Below are 17839 nucleotides of genomic sequence, written 5' to 3' on the forward strand. Positions count from 1 at the left end.
CGGCTCAGCGCCGACGCCCACCGCCACGACCGCCACCGCCCATTGGGAGGCGACGCGGTCCGGACATGTGATGGCCGCCGCGTCCAGGCGCGGACATGGCATAGTTCCGATGCGCGCCGCCTCTCATGGACTGAGCGCCGCGATTTGAGGCGACGTTCTGCGGCCTGCCGTTACGGGCACTAGCCACGTTGGATGGCTTACGCGGCCGATTGTTGGCCTGGCTCGCCGCCTTTCCCTTGCCGGACGGCCGATTGACATTGGCCGCCGTCTTGGCGTTGGCCTTGCGGGCATTTGCCGTGTTGGGGCCGGCTTTCTTGGCGTTGACGTTCTTCGCGTTGACGTTCTTGGGCGTGGCCTTGTTGACGTTTGCCTTGTTGACATTCGGCTTGTCGGCACTGGCCTTGTTCCGGCCGGGCTGGTTCTTCAGGCCCTCAAGCGTGCTCTTGCCGACATTCTTGGCATTGCCGGTGTTGCGGGCGGCCGCCGATGGGGGCTGGTTCTTGATGCTGGCGGCCTGGCTGCGCAGGCTGTTGGCGCTGTTGTGCTCAAGGCTGTTCCTGATGTTCGACTGGTTGAACTTGGCGAGCTGATCGTGGTTGATGTCGATCTTGGAGCGATCGACATTCCTCCAATCGACGTCGTTGAAATTCACCTTGCCGTTGAAGTCACGGTTGTTGAAGCAATGCTTGCAATCGATGTCGACGTCACCGCCCCAGCGGCCGCCCCATATGCCCCAGTCGTTCCAGTCGATGGCGGCAGCCCATGCCGCTCCCGTCACGGCCGCAGCAAAGAAGGGGGCCGTCGGATACCAGTAGGAAGAATAGGCTTCCGGGTAATATGTGATCGGCTCTGGCGGATAGTCGGCCGCGTAGAGCATCTGCGGCTCATATTGCGGCACATAGATCGTCTCGGCGCTTGCCGGCGCGATGACGACCTTGTCGTTTTCCTTGGACACCTTGATCTTGTCGTCGGACTTGATGATGTCCTTGGCAACCGCCTGCTGACGCAGTTGCTGGATGGCGACCAGCACATCCTTCTGCTGGGAAGTGATCGCATCGCCCAGTTTCTGGGTCCATTCGAGATCGCTGCTCATCTTCTTGACGATATCGGGGTAGTTGAGCAGCGAGATCACACTGCTGTCCCAGCTTGCCTTGGGCTTCAGGCTCTTGTCCTTGGCATATTGCTGAAGATAACGCTCGGCCTCGACGATCTGCAGCGGATAGAGCGCCGCCTGCGAGATCGCTGCGACCAGCTCATCTGGATAGAGCGCGATCGGCGCGACCAGGACCTGCAACTCATGTTCGGTGAGCGGGGCCGCCGCAGACGTGCCTGCGGTCGGAGGGTTCGCAGCCTCGGTCTGTTCCTGCGCGAAAGTGGCTGAAAGCGGAATGCTATCAGCGACAAGAACCAGGGAGGCGGCCGCTAAAGTCAAACTCCAGCGTGTCATAGCAACCTCGCTTTTGGCATGCAGAAATGCCAGCCAGCTGAACGTCATACCAGTATTTATGAAAGTAGCGCGGTGCCGATCGGAGACAATCAGGACGAGGCATCACAAACGCAAAGTCTCGAGAGCCCACCTATTCAACGAGCGTCGGAATCGCCGTTCGCAGGTGGCGGCCTGTGAAAGAAATGCCAAGGTGATCGATGCTGGCGGCTCTGCGCCATCTGGACCTAAGAAATCTCGCTAACAAGCGTTCTCCATTCCGTCACGGCAGTTTAAGAAACGTCTGAAATGAAAGCATGCGACTCGGTCGGGAATTGGAATTGCAGATCATGGCCGGGCCGCGTCCTTCAGTCCTTCTCGTGGAAGACGAAGTCTTCGTTCAGACGCTCCTGGCGGCGTATCTGGAGAAGGAGGGCGTCTCGGTGACGGTGGCGTCTACGGCGGCCGAAATGCGCGCGGCGCTGCGGTTGCCCGGCCAGCCGGTCAATGCCATTGCCCTCGACCTTGGTCTTCCCGACGAGGAGGGGCTTGCGCTCCTGCGGCAGCTCAGGACACGGCTGAAAGTGCCGATCTGCATCACCACGCAGGACAATTCTCCGGCCAGCCGCGCCGTCGCGGCCGAACTGGGGGTCGACGACTATCTGGTGAAGCCGTTCCACCCGCGACAGCTCACCGCCAGCCTGATGGCGCTGCTGGGCAACAAGAAGAATGAGAAGGGCGCGCCTGTTCGGTTTGAGGGATGGTCGTTCGATGGCGCCGCCCGCGTCCTGACAAATCCGGAAGGGCATCCGGTTCCTCTGACGCCGGCCGAATTCGATGTGCTGGCGGCGCTGGTGAACGCCGAAGGGCGCACGGTATCGCGTGCGCAGCTGCTGGACGCAATCGGGTCCGACAGCAGCAGTGCGTTGTCGCGCGTGGTGGATGTGGTCGTCAGCAGCCTGCGTCGCAAGCTGGGCGATCCGGCGCGCATGCCCCGATTGATCGTCACGGTGCCCAGTGCCGGCTACCGGTTCTGTGCCAGCCCCGAATAAGTGCATCGCAGATCCTCGGCGGCGCGTTCCGCCAAGGTAAGCGTGACTTGGACTTCCGCGTCGATCTCAACCGTTGACGATTGGGTTAGCCGATTTTCGAGCGTTGCGGCGGCGGCGCTCAGTGCCGTCAGCCCGGCCAGTCCTGCCGCGCCGGCCAGCCGATGCGCGGCAAAGCGCGCGGCCTCCCGATCGCCAGTTCGGGCGGAAGCCTCGATCTCCGCGGCGCCCCGTTCCACCGCCGCCAGAGCCTGTCCGACCAGTCGGACCACGGTCTCCGCTCCGAGCTCCTGCTGCAACGATGCCAGAAAATCGTCCTTCTGCGCTTGCGAACCGGACTGAACTAGTGGCCGGCCCGCCCAAACGGCGTCTATCGTCCGCCGCAGTTCCTCCGGCATGATCGGCTTGGAGAGGTAGCCATCCATCCCGGCCTGCAAGCAACGCTCGACCACGCCCGCCGCAACATTGGCGGTGACGGCAACGACGGGGATGGTCGCCAGCTCTCCCCGCTGGGCACGGATCTGGCGAACCAGGTCCATCCCGCTCAGGCCCGGCATTTCGAGATCGGCCAGCACCACATCCACGGGTCGCTCGGTCAATAGCTCGAGCGCCTGCACACCGTCCGCGGCTTCCTCGACGCGATGCCCCATCACCTCGAGCAGACCGGAGAGGACAAAGCGATTGTTCTCGTCGTCATCGACAATGAGAACGCTCAAACTTTTGCGCACGGCATCGTCCGTTAGCGCGGGGGACTGGATTTCGATCTCGGCCACATCTGCCGGCGGCAGCGGCAATCGAACCTGGAAGGTGCTGCCCCGTCCAAGCTCGCTATCAGCCGTGATGGAGCCTCCCATTGCTTGGGTCAGCCGCAGGCAGATCGCCAGCCCGAGGCCGGTACCGCCGAACCGCCGGGCGATCGAGGCATCGGCCTGCACGAAGGGTTCGAACAACCGGGCGAGCTTGTCGCGGGGGATACCGATACCGGTGTCTGCCACTTCCAACCGTATCCAATCGGCATGGTCCGCATCGGGTTCTGCAGACAGGCGAATCTCGCCAGTCTCGGTGAACTTCACGGCGTTGCCGATGAGGTTGAGCAGCACCTGCCGCAGGCGGTCGGCGTCTCCCATCACCGTCGCGGGCAGTGCGTCATCGACGCTGATCGTGAGCGAAACATTCTTCTGCTCGGCACGCAGGCTCATCATCGCCTGGACATCCGCAAGGAGGGCGCTAAGGCCGAAGGGCGCGTAGCTGGTTTCCAGCCTGTCGTCGGAGATTTTCGCAAAATCGAGAATGTCGCCGATCGTCGACAGCATTGCGGCGCCGGTGCGCTCGGCCACGTCGACAGCGGTACGCACCTTGCCCTGCAGCGGCATAGACTTGAGCAGGTGGATGGCGCCGAGCATCCCGTTCATCGGGGTGCGGATCTCGTGGCTCATGACCGAGAGAAAGTCCGACTTGGCGCGATTGGCCGCGTCCGCAGTGACGAGGGCGGTTTGAAGCTCACGGGTGCGCTCGTCAACCGCGCGCTGCAGACGCTCCCGCTCCTGCAGCTGGAAGGCCGCCAATTCCTGCTGGGCTTGCTCCCTGGCGCGTTGCATTTCGCGCAAGCGCCCGATCGCCGTGAGGGTGAGCAGGAGCATGATGGACAGATTGTTCCAGGCGATTTCCGATCCGAACGACCAGGATGCCGGGAAGACGCCGAGAATGTGCCCCAGATAGAGAAAAAACCTGACGGCTGCGGGGCCGCTTGCGAACAGAACGAGCCGGGCATTGCCGAAACCGCGGCGCCAGCAGTCCAGCACGACGACGATCCATAGGGCCTCATAGACGACTTGCAGGGCGGTCAGGATGGAGACTGCGGCTCTGTAGTCGCCGAAGGCGGTCCATAGGGCGCCTGCCAGCAGGACGGCGCTGAAGACACTGAGAGTTCTCCACCAGATCGCGATGCGATCTATACCGACGAACATCGACGCCATCGTGCACAGAAGCACATGTGCAATCAGGCCGAGGACGCCCGGCGCGCGCAGGACGAGATCACCGCCGCCAGTCAGAATGAAACGGTACAGGACCCCTTGAAAGGCCATGTCGTAACCGATTTCGGCAAAGGCGCCGGCAGCAAGCGCCAGGAAGATGCGATCGCGCCGGGCAAGGCCAAGCAGCAGGCTGAACAGCGCCATGGTGCCCATGGAGCCGATGAGCAGCATCTCAATGAGCACATCGACCGCCTCCGCTTCCCGGAAGCTGGCGGGTCTCCACACGCTGGCGTCGATGCTGACGGAAGAGCGGCTTTGCACGCGCAGCGCGACGATGATCCGCTCGCCCGGCGCGAGCTTGATGGGAAATACGGATGGCGCCGCGCGGACCGGACGGCTGTCGAGCGATATGCTGTTGCCGGCGAGCAGTGTCTCGGAGGGCGTCTCCTCGCCGGGGGCAAAGCGGAAATAGCGCACGTCCTCCAGTCGCACGATGCCAATGGACAGCCATCGCGTGACCGGTTGATCACTGCCGTTATAAAACGCGCCGCGCAGCCAGAAGGTTGAGCTCGTGAAGCCCTGGGTCATCAATCGGGGCGATGCCGCAACCCATCCCGAATGCTGGAGCGCCTCGCTGGCGGAGAGCCGGCCGTCGCGGTCTTCGAGAATGGACAACGACTGGATCAGAGACAGATGATCTGTGACGCCGGCCAGGTCCACGCCATCCTCGTCTGCGCTCGCTAAACTGCACGAGAACGCCGCGAGTGCGAGCACCAGCAGGTGGATGGCCAGGTTGCGGATCAGAGCGGCGCAAGTTTCCGGCAGGCAGGCTGTCGAGCGCACACGGTGTTCGGGTCGGCGAGGGTGCGAGCCCTTGGTCTCCCGAGAGGGCGCGTGTTCCGGAATGATCGTCATCGATTGGAGACCAGGGCTTTGTAAGCCCTGGCATGCGTGCTGCATTCGGGCCGACGAGGGATGCGAGACACCGTTGATCACGCAGCCGCCAGCAGCACAAGTGCCGGCATGCGCATTCCCCCATGATCGGTGAAGATGAGCAAAGAACGCGGCGGCGTCTTTACATGCGTTTACATCGCTCAATCACATTGCCGGACAATTTTCGCGCGACGCGGCGTAAATACCTTCAATCGAGCCGTACCAGAAGGGCGGGCGGCGCTAATACGATTGGGGTAAAAATTGGAAATTTCGAGACTGCTTTGGATGGCTCAGGACGCTAACAAGGCCATCCCTCGGGCACTCTGCATCAGCGGCCTGGTGACGACACTTCTTCTCAGCACAGCGCTCACGACGCCCGCATTTGCCGGCGGCGGTACCTCGTGGTCTGACATGGCCAACTACGCTTATGGCGGCGACGATGCCACGATGCCCTGGGGCAGGGGCGACGACGGCGGCGATGGATTCCTTGTCGATAATCCCGGCCACGCCAGTGGCGGCGGCGGTGGCGGCGCCGGCGCAAGCGGCGGTGACGGCGGCATGGGACATGACGGAGTTACGGCTGGTGGCGCCGGTGGCGTTGGTTCCTCGGCCAACGGCGGCAACGGTGTAACGGACAGCGACGGTTATGGCAGCGGTGGCGGCGGCGGTGCTCATGGCTATGTTCCTGGTAACGGTCTGCTCCCGCAATATTCGACAACCGGCGGCAATGGCGGCGCCGGCGGCGCGGCGAGCACGACATATGGATATTCTGGCGCCGCAGGCGGCGGCGGCGCCGGCGGCTACGGCGCAGCCGTCCAGCTAACAGCAAATGCGAGCCAGTGGTCCAATGTCGCTCTCACCGGCGGTAAAGGCGGCGCCGGCGGTGATGGACTCTTTGGTGCTCGGGGTGGCGATGGCGGCAGCGGGGGAACCGGACTGGCACTCTATAATCCGCTCTCAGCGGGGTCGTACCCGGCCTTTTTCATCGAAGGTACGGTGACCGGCGGCAATGGTGGCGACGGTGGGGCGAACGGCGGCTACGGCGGCAACGGTGGCGCCGGAATTACAGTGGACCAGTGGGAGACCTCAGACCCCGCCACGGTGCGGCTCATTATCACCGGTGCGGTGACGGGCGGCAGTGGCGGTGCCGCTGGCTCGAATGGCGGCTTCGCTGGTCTCGGCGGGGTCGGTCTGGAAGGCTCGTCGTTGGCCATCACGATGTTCGACGGTGGCAGCATTGCCGGCGGGATGAGTGGCGACCCCCAGATGCGGGCGAACGCCATTAACTTCACGGGTGGCATTAATGGCCTGTCCTTTGCCGGCGCAACATCGCAGTTGTCCGGCAACATCAACGTCGCAAAAGACGCAACTTTGGGGTTGGATTCCTATCTGGCTGACGGCACGGAGGTCGACAATGTCATCACCGGTGGTGGATCCGTTGTGGTATTTGGGGAGAACATCATCACGCTGACCGGCGCCAATATCTATTCCGGCGGTACCCTGGTCGGTGGCATGCTGAGACTTTCCGCCGCGGGCACGTTGGGAGATGCAATCGGCAGCACCGACATCTATTTTGGTGGCATCGTCGATCTCGGCGGCACCACCCAGACGCAAGATACCGTGTATCTCGGCCGTTTCAGCAGCGAGGGCACGATCCGGAACGGCAATCTGAATGCGGCCATCAGTTCGGCCGGCGGCACCATCGAGAAGATTGGCGGCACCGCCAGCCTGACCACGACCGAGGGCACGACGAAGGTGCTGGGCACCAACAGCTATAGCGGCGCCACTGTTGTGAACGGCGGCAGGCTCAAAGTGCAGGGAGCGATTACCGGCACTTCCTCGGTCGACGTGAACGACGGCGGCATCCTGGGAGGCATCGGAGTCATCAATGCGCCTGTCGTCCGCATCAACGACGGCGGCATCGTCGGGCTGGGCAACTCGACCGGCGCGCTCACCATCAACGGCGATCTCGCGCAGGTGGCAGGCTCGACCTTCCAGGTCGACCTGACCTCGGGCCTGGCCGATCGCATGAATGTGTCCGGTACGGCGACGATCGAAGAGGGTGCGCTGCTCAATGTGGTGAAGCTTGATAACGGGCCCTATGTGCCGGGCAAGCACTACACGGTGCTGCAGGCCGACGACGGCGTCAGCGGCACCTACATACTGACCGGTGACACTGCAGTTTCGGCCTTCATGGGCCTAGTCGGCAACTACGACCCGACGCATGTCTATCTCGATGTGGAGCAGAACAAGACCTTCACCGACGTCGCCCTGACCCCGAACCAGAGGGCGACGGGCGCGGGCGCGGAGAGCCTGGGCAGCGGCAACGCGCTGTATGACGCCATCCTCATGTCGTCGACCGAGGCGGTGGCGCGGCACGCCTTCGACCAGCTCTCGGGTGACGTGCATGCTTCAGCCAAGAGCGTGATGATCGAGGACAGCCGCTTCGCGCGCGATGCCGCCATGGATCGCCTGCGCGACGCCTTCGACGCAGTCGGTGCGGTGCGCTCGCCGGTGACGACCTATGTTGACGGCAAGCCGGTGTTGGCTGCTGCCAGCACCGATGGCTTTGCCTTCTGGGGCCGTGGCTTCGGTTCCTGGGGTCAGTGGGACGGCGACGGCAATGCCGCTACCATCAAGCGCGACATCGGTGGCTTCTTCGCCGGTGGCGACGGCATTGTCGCCGACAACTGGCGCGTGGGCGTGCTCGGCGGCTACAGCCGTTCGACCTTCAACGTCAGGGATCGCTACGCGGCGGGCTCGAGCGACAACTACCATGTCGGCCTCTACGGCGGCACGCAGTGGGGCGATCTCGCCTTTCGCTCTGGCGCAGCCTACACCTGGCACAAGGTCTCGACCGACCGGGTGGTGGCGTTCCCGGGCTTCGTCGACAGCCTGAATGCCGACTACAATGCCCGCACCGCGCAAGCCTTCGGCGAGTTCGGCTATGGCATCCAGGCAGGCGGCGTGGCCTTCGAGCCTTTCGCCAATCTCGCCTATGTCAGCCTTGCCACCGACGGTTTTGGCGAGAAGGGCGGCGCGGCAGCGCTGACCAGCGCCAGCTCGACCACCAATGCGACCTTCACTACGCTCGGCGCGCGCGCCGCGACCAGCTTCAGCTTGGGTGCGACGACGGCCACGGCCAAGGGCACGCTCGGCTGGCGTCACGCCTATGGCGACGTGACCCCGGTCTCGCAGATGCGCTTTGCCGGCGGTGACGTCTTCAGCGTCGCCGGGGTGCCGATTGCGCGCAATGTGGGCGTGGTCGAAGCAGGGCTCGACTTCGCCCTGTCGCCCAGCGCAGTCCTCGGCGTCTCCTATGGCGGCCAGTTCGGCTCCGGTCTCTCCGACCAGTCCGTCAAGGCCAACTTCAACGTGAAGTTCTGAGACAGGGCAGAACCAACAGGGCATTGCTCTCGGCCAGTAGTACTTCAGGCCTTGGTTCAGAGAGCCGCTCAGGTGGGCACGGCATGCCGTGCCCACCTTTTTTCATGCCCATCACGGGGCGCCTTCGATGTTTTCCGGATTCCGCTCAGGCTTCGAAATCGAAAATCAGCAGCTCGCTGAAGTGGTTCATGTCCTCGAACGCGCAGAAGGCCGGCGGATCGAGCTCGATGATCGGCATCTGCTCGCGGATATCGGCGGCAACCTCGTCCAGCATGGCCTGCCAGTGGGGCAGCGCCTCATCTTCCAGCCAATCGATCGCGTAGCCGAAGGTGATGTGGAAACGATAGCCGTCATGGTCAGGATGGCGATAGCCGAGAAGATCGGCGAGCTCATTGCGCCAGTCCCGCATCACCTTGCGATCATGCTCCGTAGCACCCTCGACCAGAAGGCCTGACGGCCGAGCATGCGTCACCTCGACCTGAAAAGGCTCGAACAACGAAAAGGCTTCCAGCCGCTCGCCCATGATCTCGGTCATTTCGTCGATCGGCGCATCGAGCGGAATGTCGTGGGGCCAGAAATCCGGACGCCGGCGATATTCGATGATGCCCTGGAAGAGCGTCATGTGGAGGCTGGTGATCGGCGTGAAGACGAATTGCGGCGCCTCGGGCATGGCGAGAAATTTTTCGCGCGCCTCGATCAGAATGTCCTGCGTCTGCGAACCCTTCGTCACATGGCAGACAATGGTGTTGCCGGGTTCGGGCAGGAAGCCGCCGACTTTCCAGTAGCGGGTGCCAAGATGCAGGGGGGCTGCCGAATTACGGGTCTTGGAATAGGCAAGCAAATCAGGGGAAAGGGAATCGAGGTTCATCGCGGATATATCCAATCGTTGGAAGACTGCCTGGCTTTACGTGCTGACCAAGAACGCCGGATGACGGTCCGGCCAGGGATTTGGGGATGTCGGATGGGGCGCCTCCCGGCTCTCGAATAATCTTCAACGGATATGTCAAAGTTATTAGCGCGGCGGCGGCGGCGGGCGTAAGTTTGCGTCGCGGAAGGAAAGTGCCATGCGCGACTACCTCAAAATTCACTCCGGTGATGGTAACGCCCTCTCGCCCGACGAACTCGATCTCCTCGACGCGCTGGCAAAGCGTGCCATTGGCGAGCTAGGCATCACCGAGCAAGGCGACAAGAACGAAGTCGCCGCCCGGATATTGTCGCTCTATGCGATTGGCGGCAGAAGCCCGGACGAGATTTTGGAAGTCACAATCCGCCTGCAGCGCCAGGGTTTGGCACCCGGCGGCCGGCGGTCCGAATTCCCGCAACCAAAGCGCGCCGCTGGCGCGATGCGGGTTCGGCGCTGAAACATCTTCGCTCACGGCCGACTTGTGACTGATGGCGCCGGGCGGCGCCCGCAGACAGGCCGGATCGGGAAGGCAATGATACAGTCGGTCGTGGCCGGCGGTGACACGCCGGCCGACGAACATCCGGTGTTCGTGTTTAGCTGGCCGGACGGAACGGTTTGGCCAGCGATGCCGGGAAATGCAGCGCCAGGATCTGGCGGTTGCGCGAGATGATGACCAGCACCACGATGGTGGCCAGATAGGGCAGGGCGGAGAGCAGCTCCGAGGGCACGGCAAGGCCGAGTGCCTGTCCCTGCAGCTGCAGGATGGTCATGCCGCCGAATAGCCATGCACCCAAAAGCACGCGCAGCGGCCGCCAGGTGGCGAAGACCACCAGCGCCAGAGCGATCCAGCCCTTGCCGGCGGTCATGTTCTCGACCCAGAGCGGCGTGTAGGCGACCGAAAGATATGCGCCCGCCAGCCCCGCCATCAGCCCGCCGAACAGCACGGCCATATAGCGGATCTTGATCACCGGATAGCCGATCGCATGCGCGGTTTCCGGCGACTCGCCGATGGTGCGCAGTATCAGCCCACCCTTGGTGCGGTAGAGGAACCAGCTGATCACAGCGAACATGACAAGCGCCAGATAGACCAGCGGATCGAAGCGGAACAGCATGGGGCCGAGCACGGGGATGTCGGACAGAAGCGGGATATGCACCGGCTTCAGCGCATCGATCGGCGAGCTGCCGAAATTGCGGCCTAGGAAGGCCGAAACGCCCGAGCCGAAGATCGCCAGCGCCAGACCCGCCGCATACTGGTTGGTGAGGAAGGTCAGCGCCAGCACGCCGAACAGCAGCGAGGCGGCAGCACCCGCCAGCGCGCCGATGACGATGGCCACGGGCATCGGCAGGCCCGCGATCACCGCCCAGAACGCGAAGGCCGCGCCCATCAGCATCATGCCCTCGATGCCGAGATTGAGCACGCCGGATTTTTCCACCACCAGCTCGCCGAGTGCTGCAAAGATCAGCGGCGTCGCGGCTATGATAGTGCCTGTGAAGATGGCGAGGAACAGGTCCATCACGCGTGCTCCGGAATGAGGCGGATGCGGTAGAAGATGAAGAAATCGGCCGCGAGCAGGAAGAAGAGCAGGATGCCCTGGAAGATGCGCGTCAGCGACGACGACAGGCCGAGCGTCATCTGCACCGTTTCGCCGCCGAGGAACAGGAGCGACATCAGCAGGCCGCCAAGCACGATGCCAAAGGCGTTGAGCCGGCCGATGAAGGCGACGATGATGGCGGCAAAGCCGTAGCCGGGCGAGATCTGCGGCGAGAGCTGGCCGAGGGGGCCGGACAGTTCGGCCATACCGGCAATGCCGGCCGCGGCCCCGCCGGCCAGCAGGCCGGTCCAGACGGCGGCGGATTCGCGGAAGCCCGCATAGCGCGCCGCAAGGGGTGCGGCGCCGCCGACCGACATCTTGTAGCCGAGGAAGCTGCGGTCGGTGAAAAGCCACATCAAGAGCACGGCGACGCCGGTGATGAAGATCGACGGGTTTAGCCGATAGGAATAGTCGAAGGGCTCGAACATCGCCGCCGCTGGCAGGAGCGCGGTCTGCGGGTAGTTGAAGCCGGCCGGATCGCGCCACGGCCCGTGCACCAGCCACGATAGGAACAGCGTGGCGATATAGGTGAGCATGAGCGTGACGAGGATTTCGTTGGTGTTCATGCGCGCCCGCAGGAAGGCGGGGATCGCTGCCCACAGCATGCCGGCGCCGGCGCCGGCGACGACCATCAGCGGCAGCAGAAGCGGGCTTTCGGGGTCCGGATAGAACAGGCCCACGCCGCAGGCGGCGATGGCGCCGATGATCAGCTGGCCCTCGGCGCCGATGTTCCAGACATTGGCGCGGAAGCCGACGGCGAGGCCGCAACCGATCAGGATCAGCGGCGAAGCCTTCAGCAGAAGCTCGGACAGGCCGTTCATGGAATTGAGCGGCGCGATGAAGAAGGCCTGCAAGGTCGAGAGCGGGTCAAAGCCGAGCACGGCGAACATCGCCGAGCCGACCAGCAGCGTGAGCACGGTGGCCACCACCGGGGCGGCAATGCGCATGGAGGCCGACGGTTCAGGCCGTTGTTCAATTCTGAAGCGCAACTGGGCCACTCCTGCCGGTTTCATTGTTACCGCCGATCCTGGTCATGAGCAGGCCGACTTCCTCGCGGTTGGTTTGCGTCCGCATGAGGGGCGGGGAGACGCGCCCCTGGCAGATCACCAGCAGCCGGTCGCAAATCTCGAACAGTTCGTCGAGTTCCTCGGACACCACCAGCACGGCAGCACCCGCGCGGCTCAGATCCACCAGCGTCTGGCGGATGAAGGCCGCCGCGCCGACATCGACGCCCCAGGTCGGCTGCGAGACCAGAAGCAGCTTGGGCTGCAGCGTGATTTCCCGGCCGACGATGTATTTCTGCAAATTGCCGCCCGACAGGCTCTGGGCAGCGGCCTGTGGGCCATTGGCCTTGACCTTGAATTTTTCGATGACGGCGTTGGCGAAGCCGTTGGCCTTGCCGCGGTCGACTAGGCCGCGTCGTACCAGCCCTGCCTTGTGGCCGGTGAGCACGGCGTTCTGCGACAGCGAATGCGGGGGCACGGCGCCGCGCCCCAGTCGCTCTTCCGGCACGAAGGTGAGGCCCAGCTTGCGGCGCGCGGCGGCGTCCAGCCGGTCGACGGCCTTGCCGTCGATCTCGATCGTGCCGGTGTCGCGGTGGAGGCGTTCGCCGCTCAGAAGCGAAATCAGCTCGGCCTGGCCGTTGCCGGAAACGCCGGCCAAGCCGACGATCTCGCCGCCATGCACGCCGAAGGAAATGTCGCTGAGCGCAATGCCGCTCTTGCCGGCGGGGGCGGAAAGGCTGCGCACGGTGAGGACCGGCTTTTCACTGCGCACCGAGGGGGTGACGTGCATTTCCGGCAGCTTTGAGCCGACCATCATGCGCGCGAGCTCAATCGCCGTGGTCTCCTTGGGCCGGGCGGTTCCCGTGACCTTTCCGTTACGCAGCACGGTGGCGCTGTCGCAAAGCTCCTGCACTTCGTCCAGCTTGTGGCTGATATAGAGGATGCTGCAGCCTTCGCTCGCCAGGTGGCGCAGCGTTTCGAACAGCTTTGTCACCGCTTGCGGCGTCAGCACTGAGGTCGGCTCGTCGAGGATCAGCAGCTTGGGCGATTGGAGAAGGCAGCGCACGATCTCCACCCGCTGGCGCTCGCCGACCGAAAGGTCGTGCACGCGTCGCCAGGGATCGATCGGCATGCCGTAGCGTTGCGACAGCTCGGTGATCTGCGCTGCCAGCGCGTTGAGGTCGAAGGCGCCGCTGACGGCGAGCGCGATGTTTTCGACCACGGTGACGGATTCGAACAGCGCGAAATGCTGGTAGACCATCTCGATGCCGAGGGCGCGCGAGGTGGCCGGATTGTGCGCCTCGATCAGCTTGCCGTCGCACAGGATCTCGCCGGAGTCGGCCTGCGCGGCGCCATAGATGATCTTCATCAGGGTGGATTTGCCGGCGCCGTTCTCGCCGAGCACGGCATGGATCTCGCCCGGCAGGATCGTCATCGAGATGTCGTCATTGGCGACGACACCGGGATAACGCTTGGAAATATTACGTAGTTCGAGACGGGGAATCATTTCCGGTCCTGCCGTGCGACTAGTCTAGCTAGGTTGGACGAATAGGCAGGCAGCCGGCGCGGCGGGGCCGCTCCGGGTTACCCGCCGCTAGCGCTCGCTTAGGCGAGCTTTCCAATCATTCCCTTGACGAACCAGTTCATGCCGCGGATGTCAGCATCGGACAGGACCGCGCCGGCCTGAACCTTGACGTTACCGTCCTGGTCCTTGAGCTCACCCGCATAGGGGTGGATCTTGCCGGAGCCGATGTCGGCCTCGAGTTGCTTGAGCTTGGCGACGACGTCGGCCGGGATCGCCTCGTTGTAGGGCGCCATCTTGACCACGCCGGCGGCCAGGCCGTCCCAGCGCACTTCCGGCTTCCAGTCGCCCGCCAGCACGCCCTTGGCTGCGCGCAGGTAGTCGCTCGACCAGTCGAGGGTGAAGGCGGTGAGGTGCTTGCCGGCGCCGAACTTCGACATATCGCTGGCGTAGCCGATCGACCACGCGCCCTTTTCGCCGGCAACCTGAACGCCGGTAGGGGTGTCCGTCATGGAGCAGATCACGTCGCAGCCCTGCGAGACCAGCGTGTTGGCGGCTTCCTTCTCCTTGCCCGGATCGAACCAGGAATTGAGGAACAGCGCATTGCAGGTGACGTCGGGATTGACGCTCTGCGCGCCGAGCAGCAGCGCGTTTGCCGGGCCGACGATGTCGGGAATGGGGAAGCCGCCGATGAAGCCGATCTTGCCCGTCTTGCTCATATGCGCGCCGGCGGCGCCGGCCACGAAGCAACCTTCATAATACTTGGCCTCGAAAGTGCCGAGGTTGGGCGTGTGGACAATGCCCGAGCAGTGCTCGAAGGCGACCTTCGGGAAGCGGGGAGCCACCTTCTGCAGCGGCGTGCCGTGCGAGAAGCTGGTGCCGAAGATGAGTCTGTTGCCGGAAGCGGCGAGCTCGCGGAAGACGCGCTCGGCGTCCTGCGGCATGAAGATGTTGTCGATGACGGTGATCTCGACCTTGTCGCCGAGCTCGGCCTTGACGGCGTCGACGCCGAGGCTGTGCTGCTTGGTCCAGCCGATCTCGGCGATCGGCGAGACATAGACCACGCCCATCTTGAGAACTTCCTGCGCGTTGGCGATGCCGGCAAAGCCGCCGGTGCCGATCGCCGCGCCGACGGCACTCGAATATTGGAGGAATTGCCGTCTGGTAAGGTTGTGCATTGCGAAAACCCTCTGTTGGTTCCTAGGTTGCGCCTGACTTCTGCTATCAGGTCTGTTTTGAGGCGTGGACGTGGCGATGCGTCGCTTTTGCGGCTTTTTCTCCCGTTTTTTTGGGCGCTGCCGGTTTTGCGGTACCATTCACGTTGCCCTCGAGATAGGGCGCCAGCGCTTCACGCGGCGTCATCTCGGGGAAAACCTGCCTGTCCATGATGTAGCCGCGCACGACGCTGCGGTGATGCGTGTCGATGAGCTCCATCGCCTGCTTGAGTCTCCCTTTCTCGAGCAGGTCGATCAGCTTCGAATGGTCGTCGAGCAGGTTGCAGTAGTCGAAATCGGCGGTGATCAGCGAGCGCAGCAGCGTGGTGCGGCGCACAAGCTGGGCGTGGATGTCCTGCATGACCTTGTTGCGGCTGAGGCGCACGAACACGGTGTGGTATTCCTGGCCGAGCACGTCGGCCAGCGCGTCGTTGCCGTTTGCCACCGCCTGCCGCTGGCGCTCCACATGCTGGCGCAGCTCTGCCCAGCCAGCGGGACCAAGCCGGTCGCTGAGCTGGGCGGCGACGCCTTGCTCGACGAGCGTCAGCGCGTCGTAGATCTCGATGGCCTCCTGCATGCCCGGCTTGGCGACGAAGGCGCCGCGGTTGCGCTCGATCTGCGCCAGCCCGTCATCGGCGAGGCGGATCAGCGCCTGGCGCACCACGATGCGGCTGACATCGAATATTTCCGACAGCTCGCGCTCGCCCAGCTTGCAGCCGGGCACGAGGCGGTGATCGATGATGGCGCGTGTAAGGGTGTCCGCAATCGCTTGGGAACGGCTGCTCATTGCGCGGGTCTCCGCCGCTCGGGCGAGGCTTCTTGCATGGCGTTCACATTCCGTGGGGGAGGGGCTAGAAGCGCCCCGTGTCCCCGATGACAACCCGCGTGCATCGGAAGGCAATCATCGAAACCTGTCAATCAAAAAAGTGATTTTGTCAGCAACAAACTCATTGATTGATATCCAATCTTGTGTTTCCAATGCGTCACCGAGCTAGGTTCATAGTGAAGAGCTAGCCAGGGAGGACGGGCGATGCCGAACACGATCCCCTGCAGCGACAGAGTGCTCCTGAACGACTGGCATGTGGTGGCGGACAGGTCGATGCTCTCGCCCCACACGCCCATTTCCACGCGCCTTCTGGGCGTTGATCTCAGAATAACCTGCAGCGACCGCCATGGCACCCAGGTGGTTCGCGTCGACACCGGCGAGAAGGTGAAGTCGGTGGCGAAATACGGCTTCGTCTGGGCCTGCCTCGGCATGCCCGAGCGTGACATACTCTACATTCCCGAGGCCGATGAGCCGGACCGCTATCTGGTCACCGGCGGCTCCATCGCAGTGAAGGTTTCGGGCCTGCGCGCCGTCGAGAATTTCCTCGACATGGGGCATTTCCCCTTCGTCCACACGGGCTGGCTGGGCGACGAGCCGCACACCGAGGTGGCGCCTTACACGGTCGAGCTGACGGAGGCCGGCGAAGTGCTGGCCACCGACTGCAGGTTCTATCAGCCGGTAGCGTCACCCACCGCGACGGAAGGTTTCATTGTCGACTATGTCTATAAGGTGATACGGCCCTACACGGTGGCGCTCTACAAGAGCAACCCGACCCAAAAGGAACGGCTCGACGTCATCACGCTGTTCGTGCAGCCGGTGGACGAGGAGAACTGTGTCGCTCATCCCTTCCTCTGCTATCTCAGGGAGGGTATCGAAGAGGCCTCGATCCGCAGCTTCATGCAGCTGATCTTCGCCCAGGACAAGCCGATCCTGGAGAACCAGGTGCCGAAGCGGCTGCCGCTCGATCCGCGTGCCGAAACGCCGATCCGGGCCGATGCGGTTTCGGTTTATTATCGACGGTGGCTGCGCGACCGCGCCGTCACCTATGGCGCCATTCCGGCCCGCCCCTGAGCGAGCGGATGGCGAGACGGACAGGAAAGAAGACGATGCAACAGAGCCGATGCACGGACCCGGTGATCCTCAACCTCTGGCACCCGCTGGCCGCGCTGGTCGATATGCAGGCCGGGGTCGTGTTCGATACGGTGCTTCTGGAAGAGCGGGTCAGCTATGCCCATGACGGGCGAGGGGAGGCCGCCGCATGGCGCAGCTTTGCCGGGTTGCCGGCCGGCGCCGCTGTGGAGATCGACCAGCTGGTCGAAGCGCTGCCGGTCAAGGTCGCTTATGGCTATCTCTGGACCTCGCTCGGTACGCCGGGCGAACTGTTCCCCATCCCCGAATTCGCGGAAGCCGACCGCCGCAAGCTCAACGCCGCAACGCTGGGTGTCAACGTTTCGGCCCCGCGCGCCATCGAGAACTTTCTCGACATGGGTCACTTCCCCTATGTCCACACCGACATTCTGGGCGCCGAGCCGCACACCGAGGTCAAGGAATACGACGTCGAGATTTCGGTCGAGCGCGACGAGATCCTGGCCACCCGCTGCCGCTTCTACCAGCCCAAGGCCTCGACCGTTTCCACCGAAGGCGCCGATGTCGACTACGTCTATCGCGTGCCGCACCCTTATTGCTCGGTGCTCTACAAGTCGAGCCCGGCCGACGAAAGCCGGCTCGACGTCATCGCCATCTTCCTGCAGCCGGTCGACCAGGAACATGTGCGCGCGCACATGATGCTGTGCGTGCTCGACGAGGAAAACGAGGACAAGATCATCAAGCGCTTCCAGCAGACGATCTTCGGCCAGGACAAGCCGATCCTGGAGAACCAGTTCCCCAAGCGGCTGCCGCTCGATCCGCGCGCCGAAACGCCGATCCGCGCCGACAAATCCGCCATCGCCTACCGGCGCTGGCTCAGCCAGAAGGGCGTGACCTACGGCGTCATCCCGGCGGCGATCTGAGAC

General features: G+C 63.7%; 13 protein-coding genes. 5 read left to right on the plus strand and 8 right to left on the minus strand.

Features of this window, described 5'->3' with window-relative positions:
* Positions 1-4 precede the first annotated feature (4 nt).
* Entirely contained in the window at positions 5-1447 is a 1443-nt protein-coding gene (locus M2281_RS14640) for a DUF3300 domain-containing protein (protein ID WP_280821911.1), read from the minus strand.
* A gap of 326 nt (positions 1448-1773) precedes the next feature.
* Here M2281_RS14640 and M2281_RS14645 point away from each other — a divergent pair, with 326 nt between their 5' ends.
* The gene (locus M2281_RS14645) at positions 1774-2475 is read left to right on the plus strand and encodes a response regulator transcription factor (protein WP_280822485.1); all 702 of its coding nucleotides are present in this window, start codon (positions 1774-1776) and stop codon (positions 2473-2475) included.
* Here M2281_RS14645 and M2281_RS14650 read toward each other — a convergent pair.
* Positions 2448-5360 (minus strand): hybrid sensor histidine kinase/response regulator, encoded by a 2913-nt coding sequence (locus M2281_RS14650; RefSeq protein WP_280821912.1) that lies wholly within the window; start codon positions 5358-5360, stop codon positions 2448-2450. The two genes, M2281_RS14645 and M2281_RS14650, sit on opposite strands and share 28 nt — an antisense overlap.
* A gap of 303 nt (positions 5361-5663) precedes the next feature.
* On the opposite strand from M2281_RS14650, the gene M2281_RS14655 reads away from it, so the two are divergent.
* A complete protein-coding gene (locus M2281_RS14655; RefSeq protein WP_280821913.1) occupies positions 5664-8765 on the plus strand; it encodes an autotransporter outer membrane beta-barrel domain-containing protein in 3102 nt (1033 codons plus the stop codon).
* Between the two features lie 145 nt (positions 8766-8910).
* On the opposite strand, the gene M2281_RS14660 is transcribed toward M2281_RS14655, so the two are convergent.
* Positions 8911-9633 carry a DUF1868 domain-containing protein gene (locus tag M2281_RS14660; RefSeq protein ID WP_280821914.1) on the minus strand — a complete coding sequence of 241 codons (723 nt, stop codon included), beginning with the start codon at positions 9631-9633 and terminating at the stop codon, positions 8911-8913.
* 196 nt (positions 9634-9829) lie between these two features.
* Between M2281_RS14660 and M2281_RS14665 the strand changes: the two genes are divergently transcribed.
* The gene (locus M2281_RS14665; RefSeq protein ID WP_280821915.1) at positions 9830-10126 is read left to right on the plus strand and encodes a hypothetical protein; all 297 of its coding nucleotides are present in this window, start codon (positions 9830-9832) and stop codon (positions 10124-10126) included.
* A gap of 136 nt (positions 10127-10262) precedes the next feature.
* Here the strand turns inward: M2281_RS14665 and M2281_RS14670 are convergent, their stop codons facing one another.
* The 5 genes from M2281_RS14670 to M2281_RS14690 form a co-directional block, all read right to left on the minus strand.
* Positions 10263-11183 (minus strand): ABC transporter permease, encoded by a 921-nt coding sequence (locus tag M2281_RS14670; RefSeq protein WP_280822486.1) that lies wholly within the window; start codon positions 11181-11183, stop codon positions 10263-10265.
* Positions 11183-12250 (minus strand): ABC transporter permease, encoded by a 1068-nt coding sequence (locus M2281_RS14675; protein ID WP_280821916.1) that lies wholly within the window; start codon positions 12248-12250, stop codon positions 11183-11185. The genes M2281_RS14670 and M2281_RS14675 overlap by 1 nt, the downstream gene beginning before the upstream one ends.
* On the minus strand, positions 12234-13772 hold the full coding sequence (locus M2281_RS14680) for an ABC transporter ATP-binding protein (RefSeq protein WP_280821917.1): 1539 nt from the start codon (positions 13770-13772) through the stop codon (positions 12234-12236). Before M2281_RS14680 ends, M2281_RS14675 begins: the two co-directional genes overlap by 17 nt.
* Positions 13773-13870: 98 nt before the next feature.
* Positions 13871-14965: a BMP family ABC transporter substrate-binding protein gene (locus M2281_RS14685; protein ID WP_280821918.1), complete on the minus strand. Its 1095-nt coding sequence runs from the start codon at positions 14963-14965 to the stop codon at positions 13871-13873.
* A gap of 46 nt (positions 14966-15011) precedes the next feature.
* Complete coding sequence (locus M2281_RS14690; RefSeq protein ID WP_280821919.1) at positions 15012-15788, minus strand: GntR family transcriptional regulator; 777 nt, start codon at positions 15786-15788, stop codon at positions 15012-15014.
* Between the two features lie 243 nt (positions 15789-16031).
* Here M2281_RS14690 and M2281_RS14695 point away from each other — a divergent pair, with 243 nt between their 5' ends.
* Together M2281_RS14695 and M2281_RS14700 are read left to right on the plus strand one after the other, a co-directional pair.
* Entirely contained in the window at positions 16032-16898 is an 867-nt protein-coding gene (locus M2281_RS14695) for an aromatic ring-hydroxylating dioxygenase subunit alpha (RefSeq protein WP_280821920.1), read from the plus strand.
* Between the two features lie 35 nt (positions 16899-16933).
* A complete protein-coding gene (locus tag M2281_RS14700; protein WP_280821921.1) occupies positions 16934-17836 on the plus strand; it encodes an aromatic ring-hydroxylating dioxygenase subunit alpha in 903 nt (300 codons plus the stop codon).
* Positions 17837-17839 lie beyond the last annotated feature (3 nt).

The organism is Pseudaminobacter soli (ex Li et al. 2025) (assembly GCF_029892515.1).
In the GTDB taxonomy this organism is placed as follows: domain Bacteria; phylum Pseudomonadota; class Alphaproteobacteria; order Rhizobiales; family Rhizobiaceae; genus Pseudaminobacter; species Pseudaminobacter soli_A.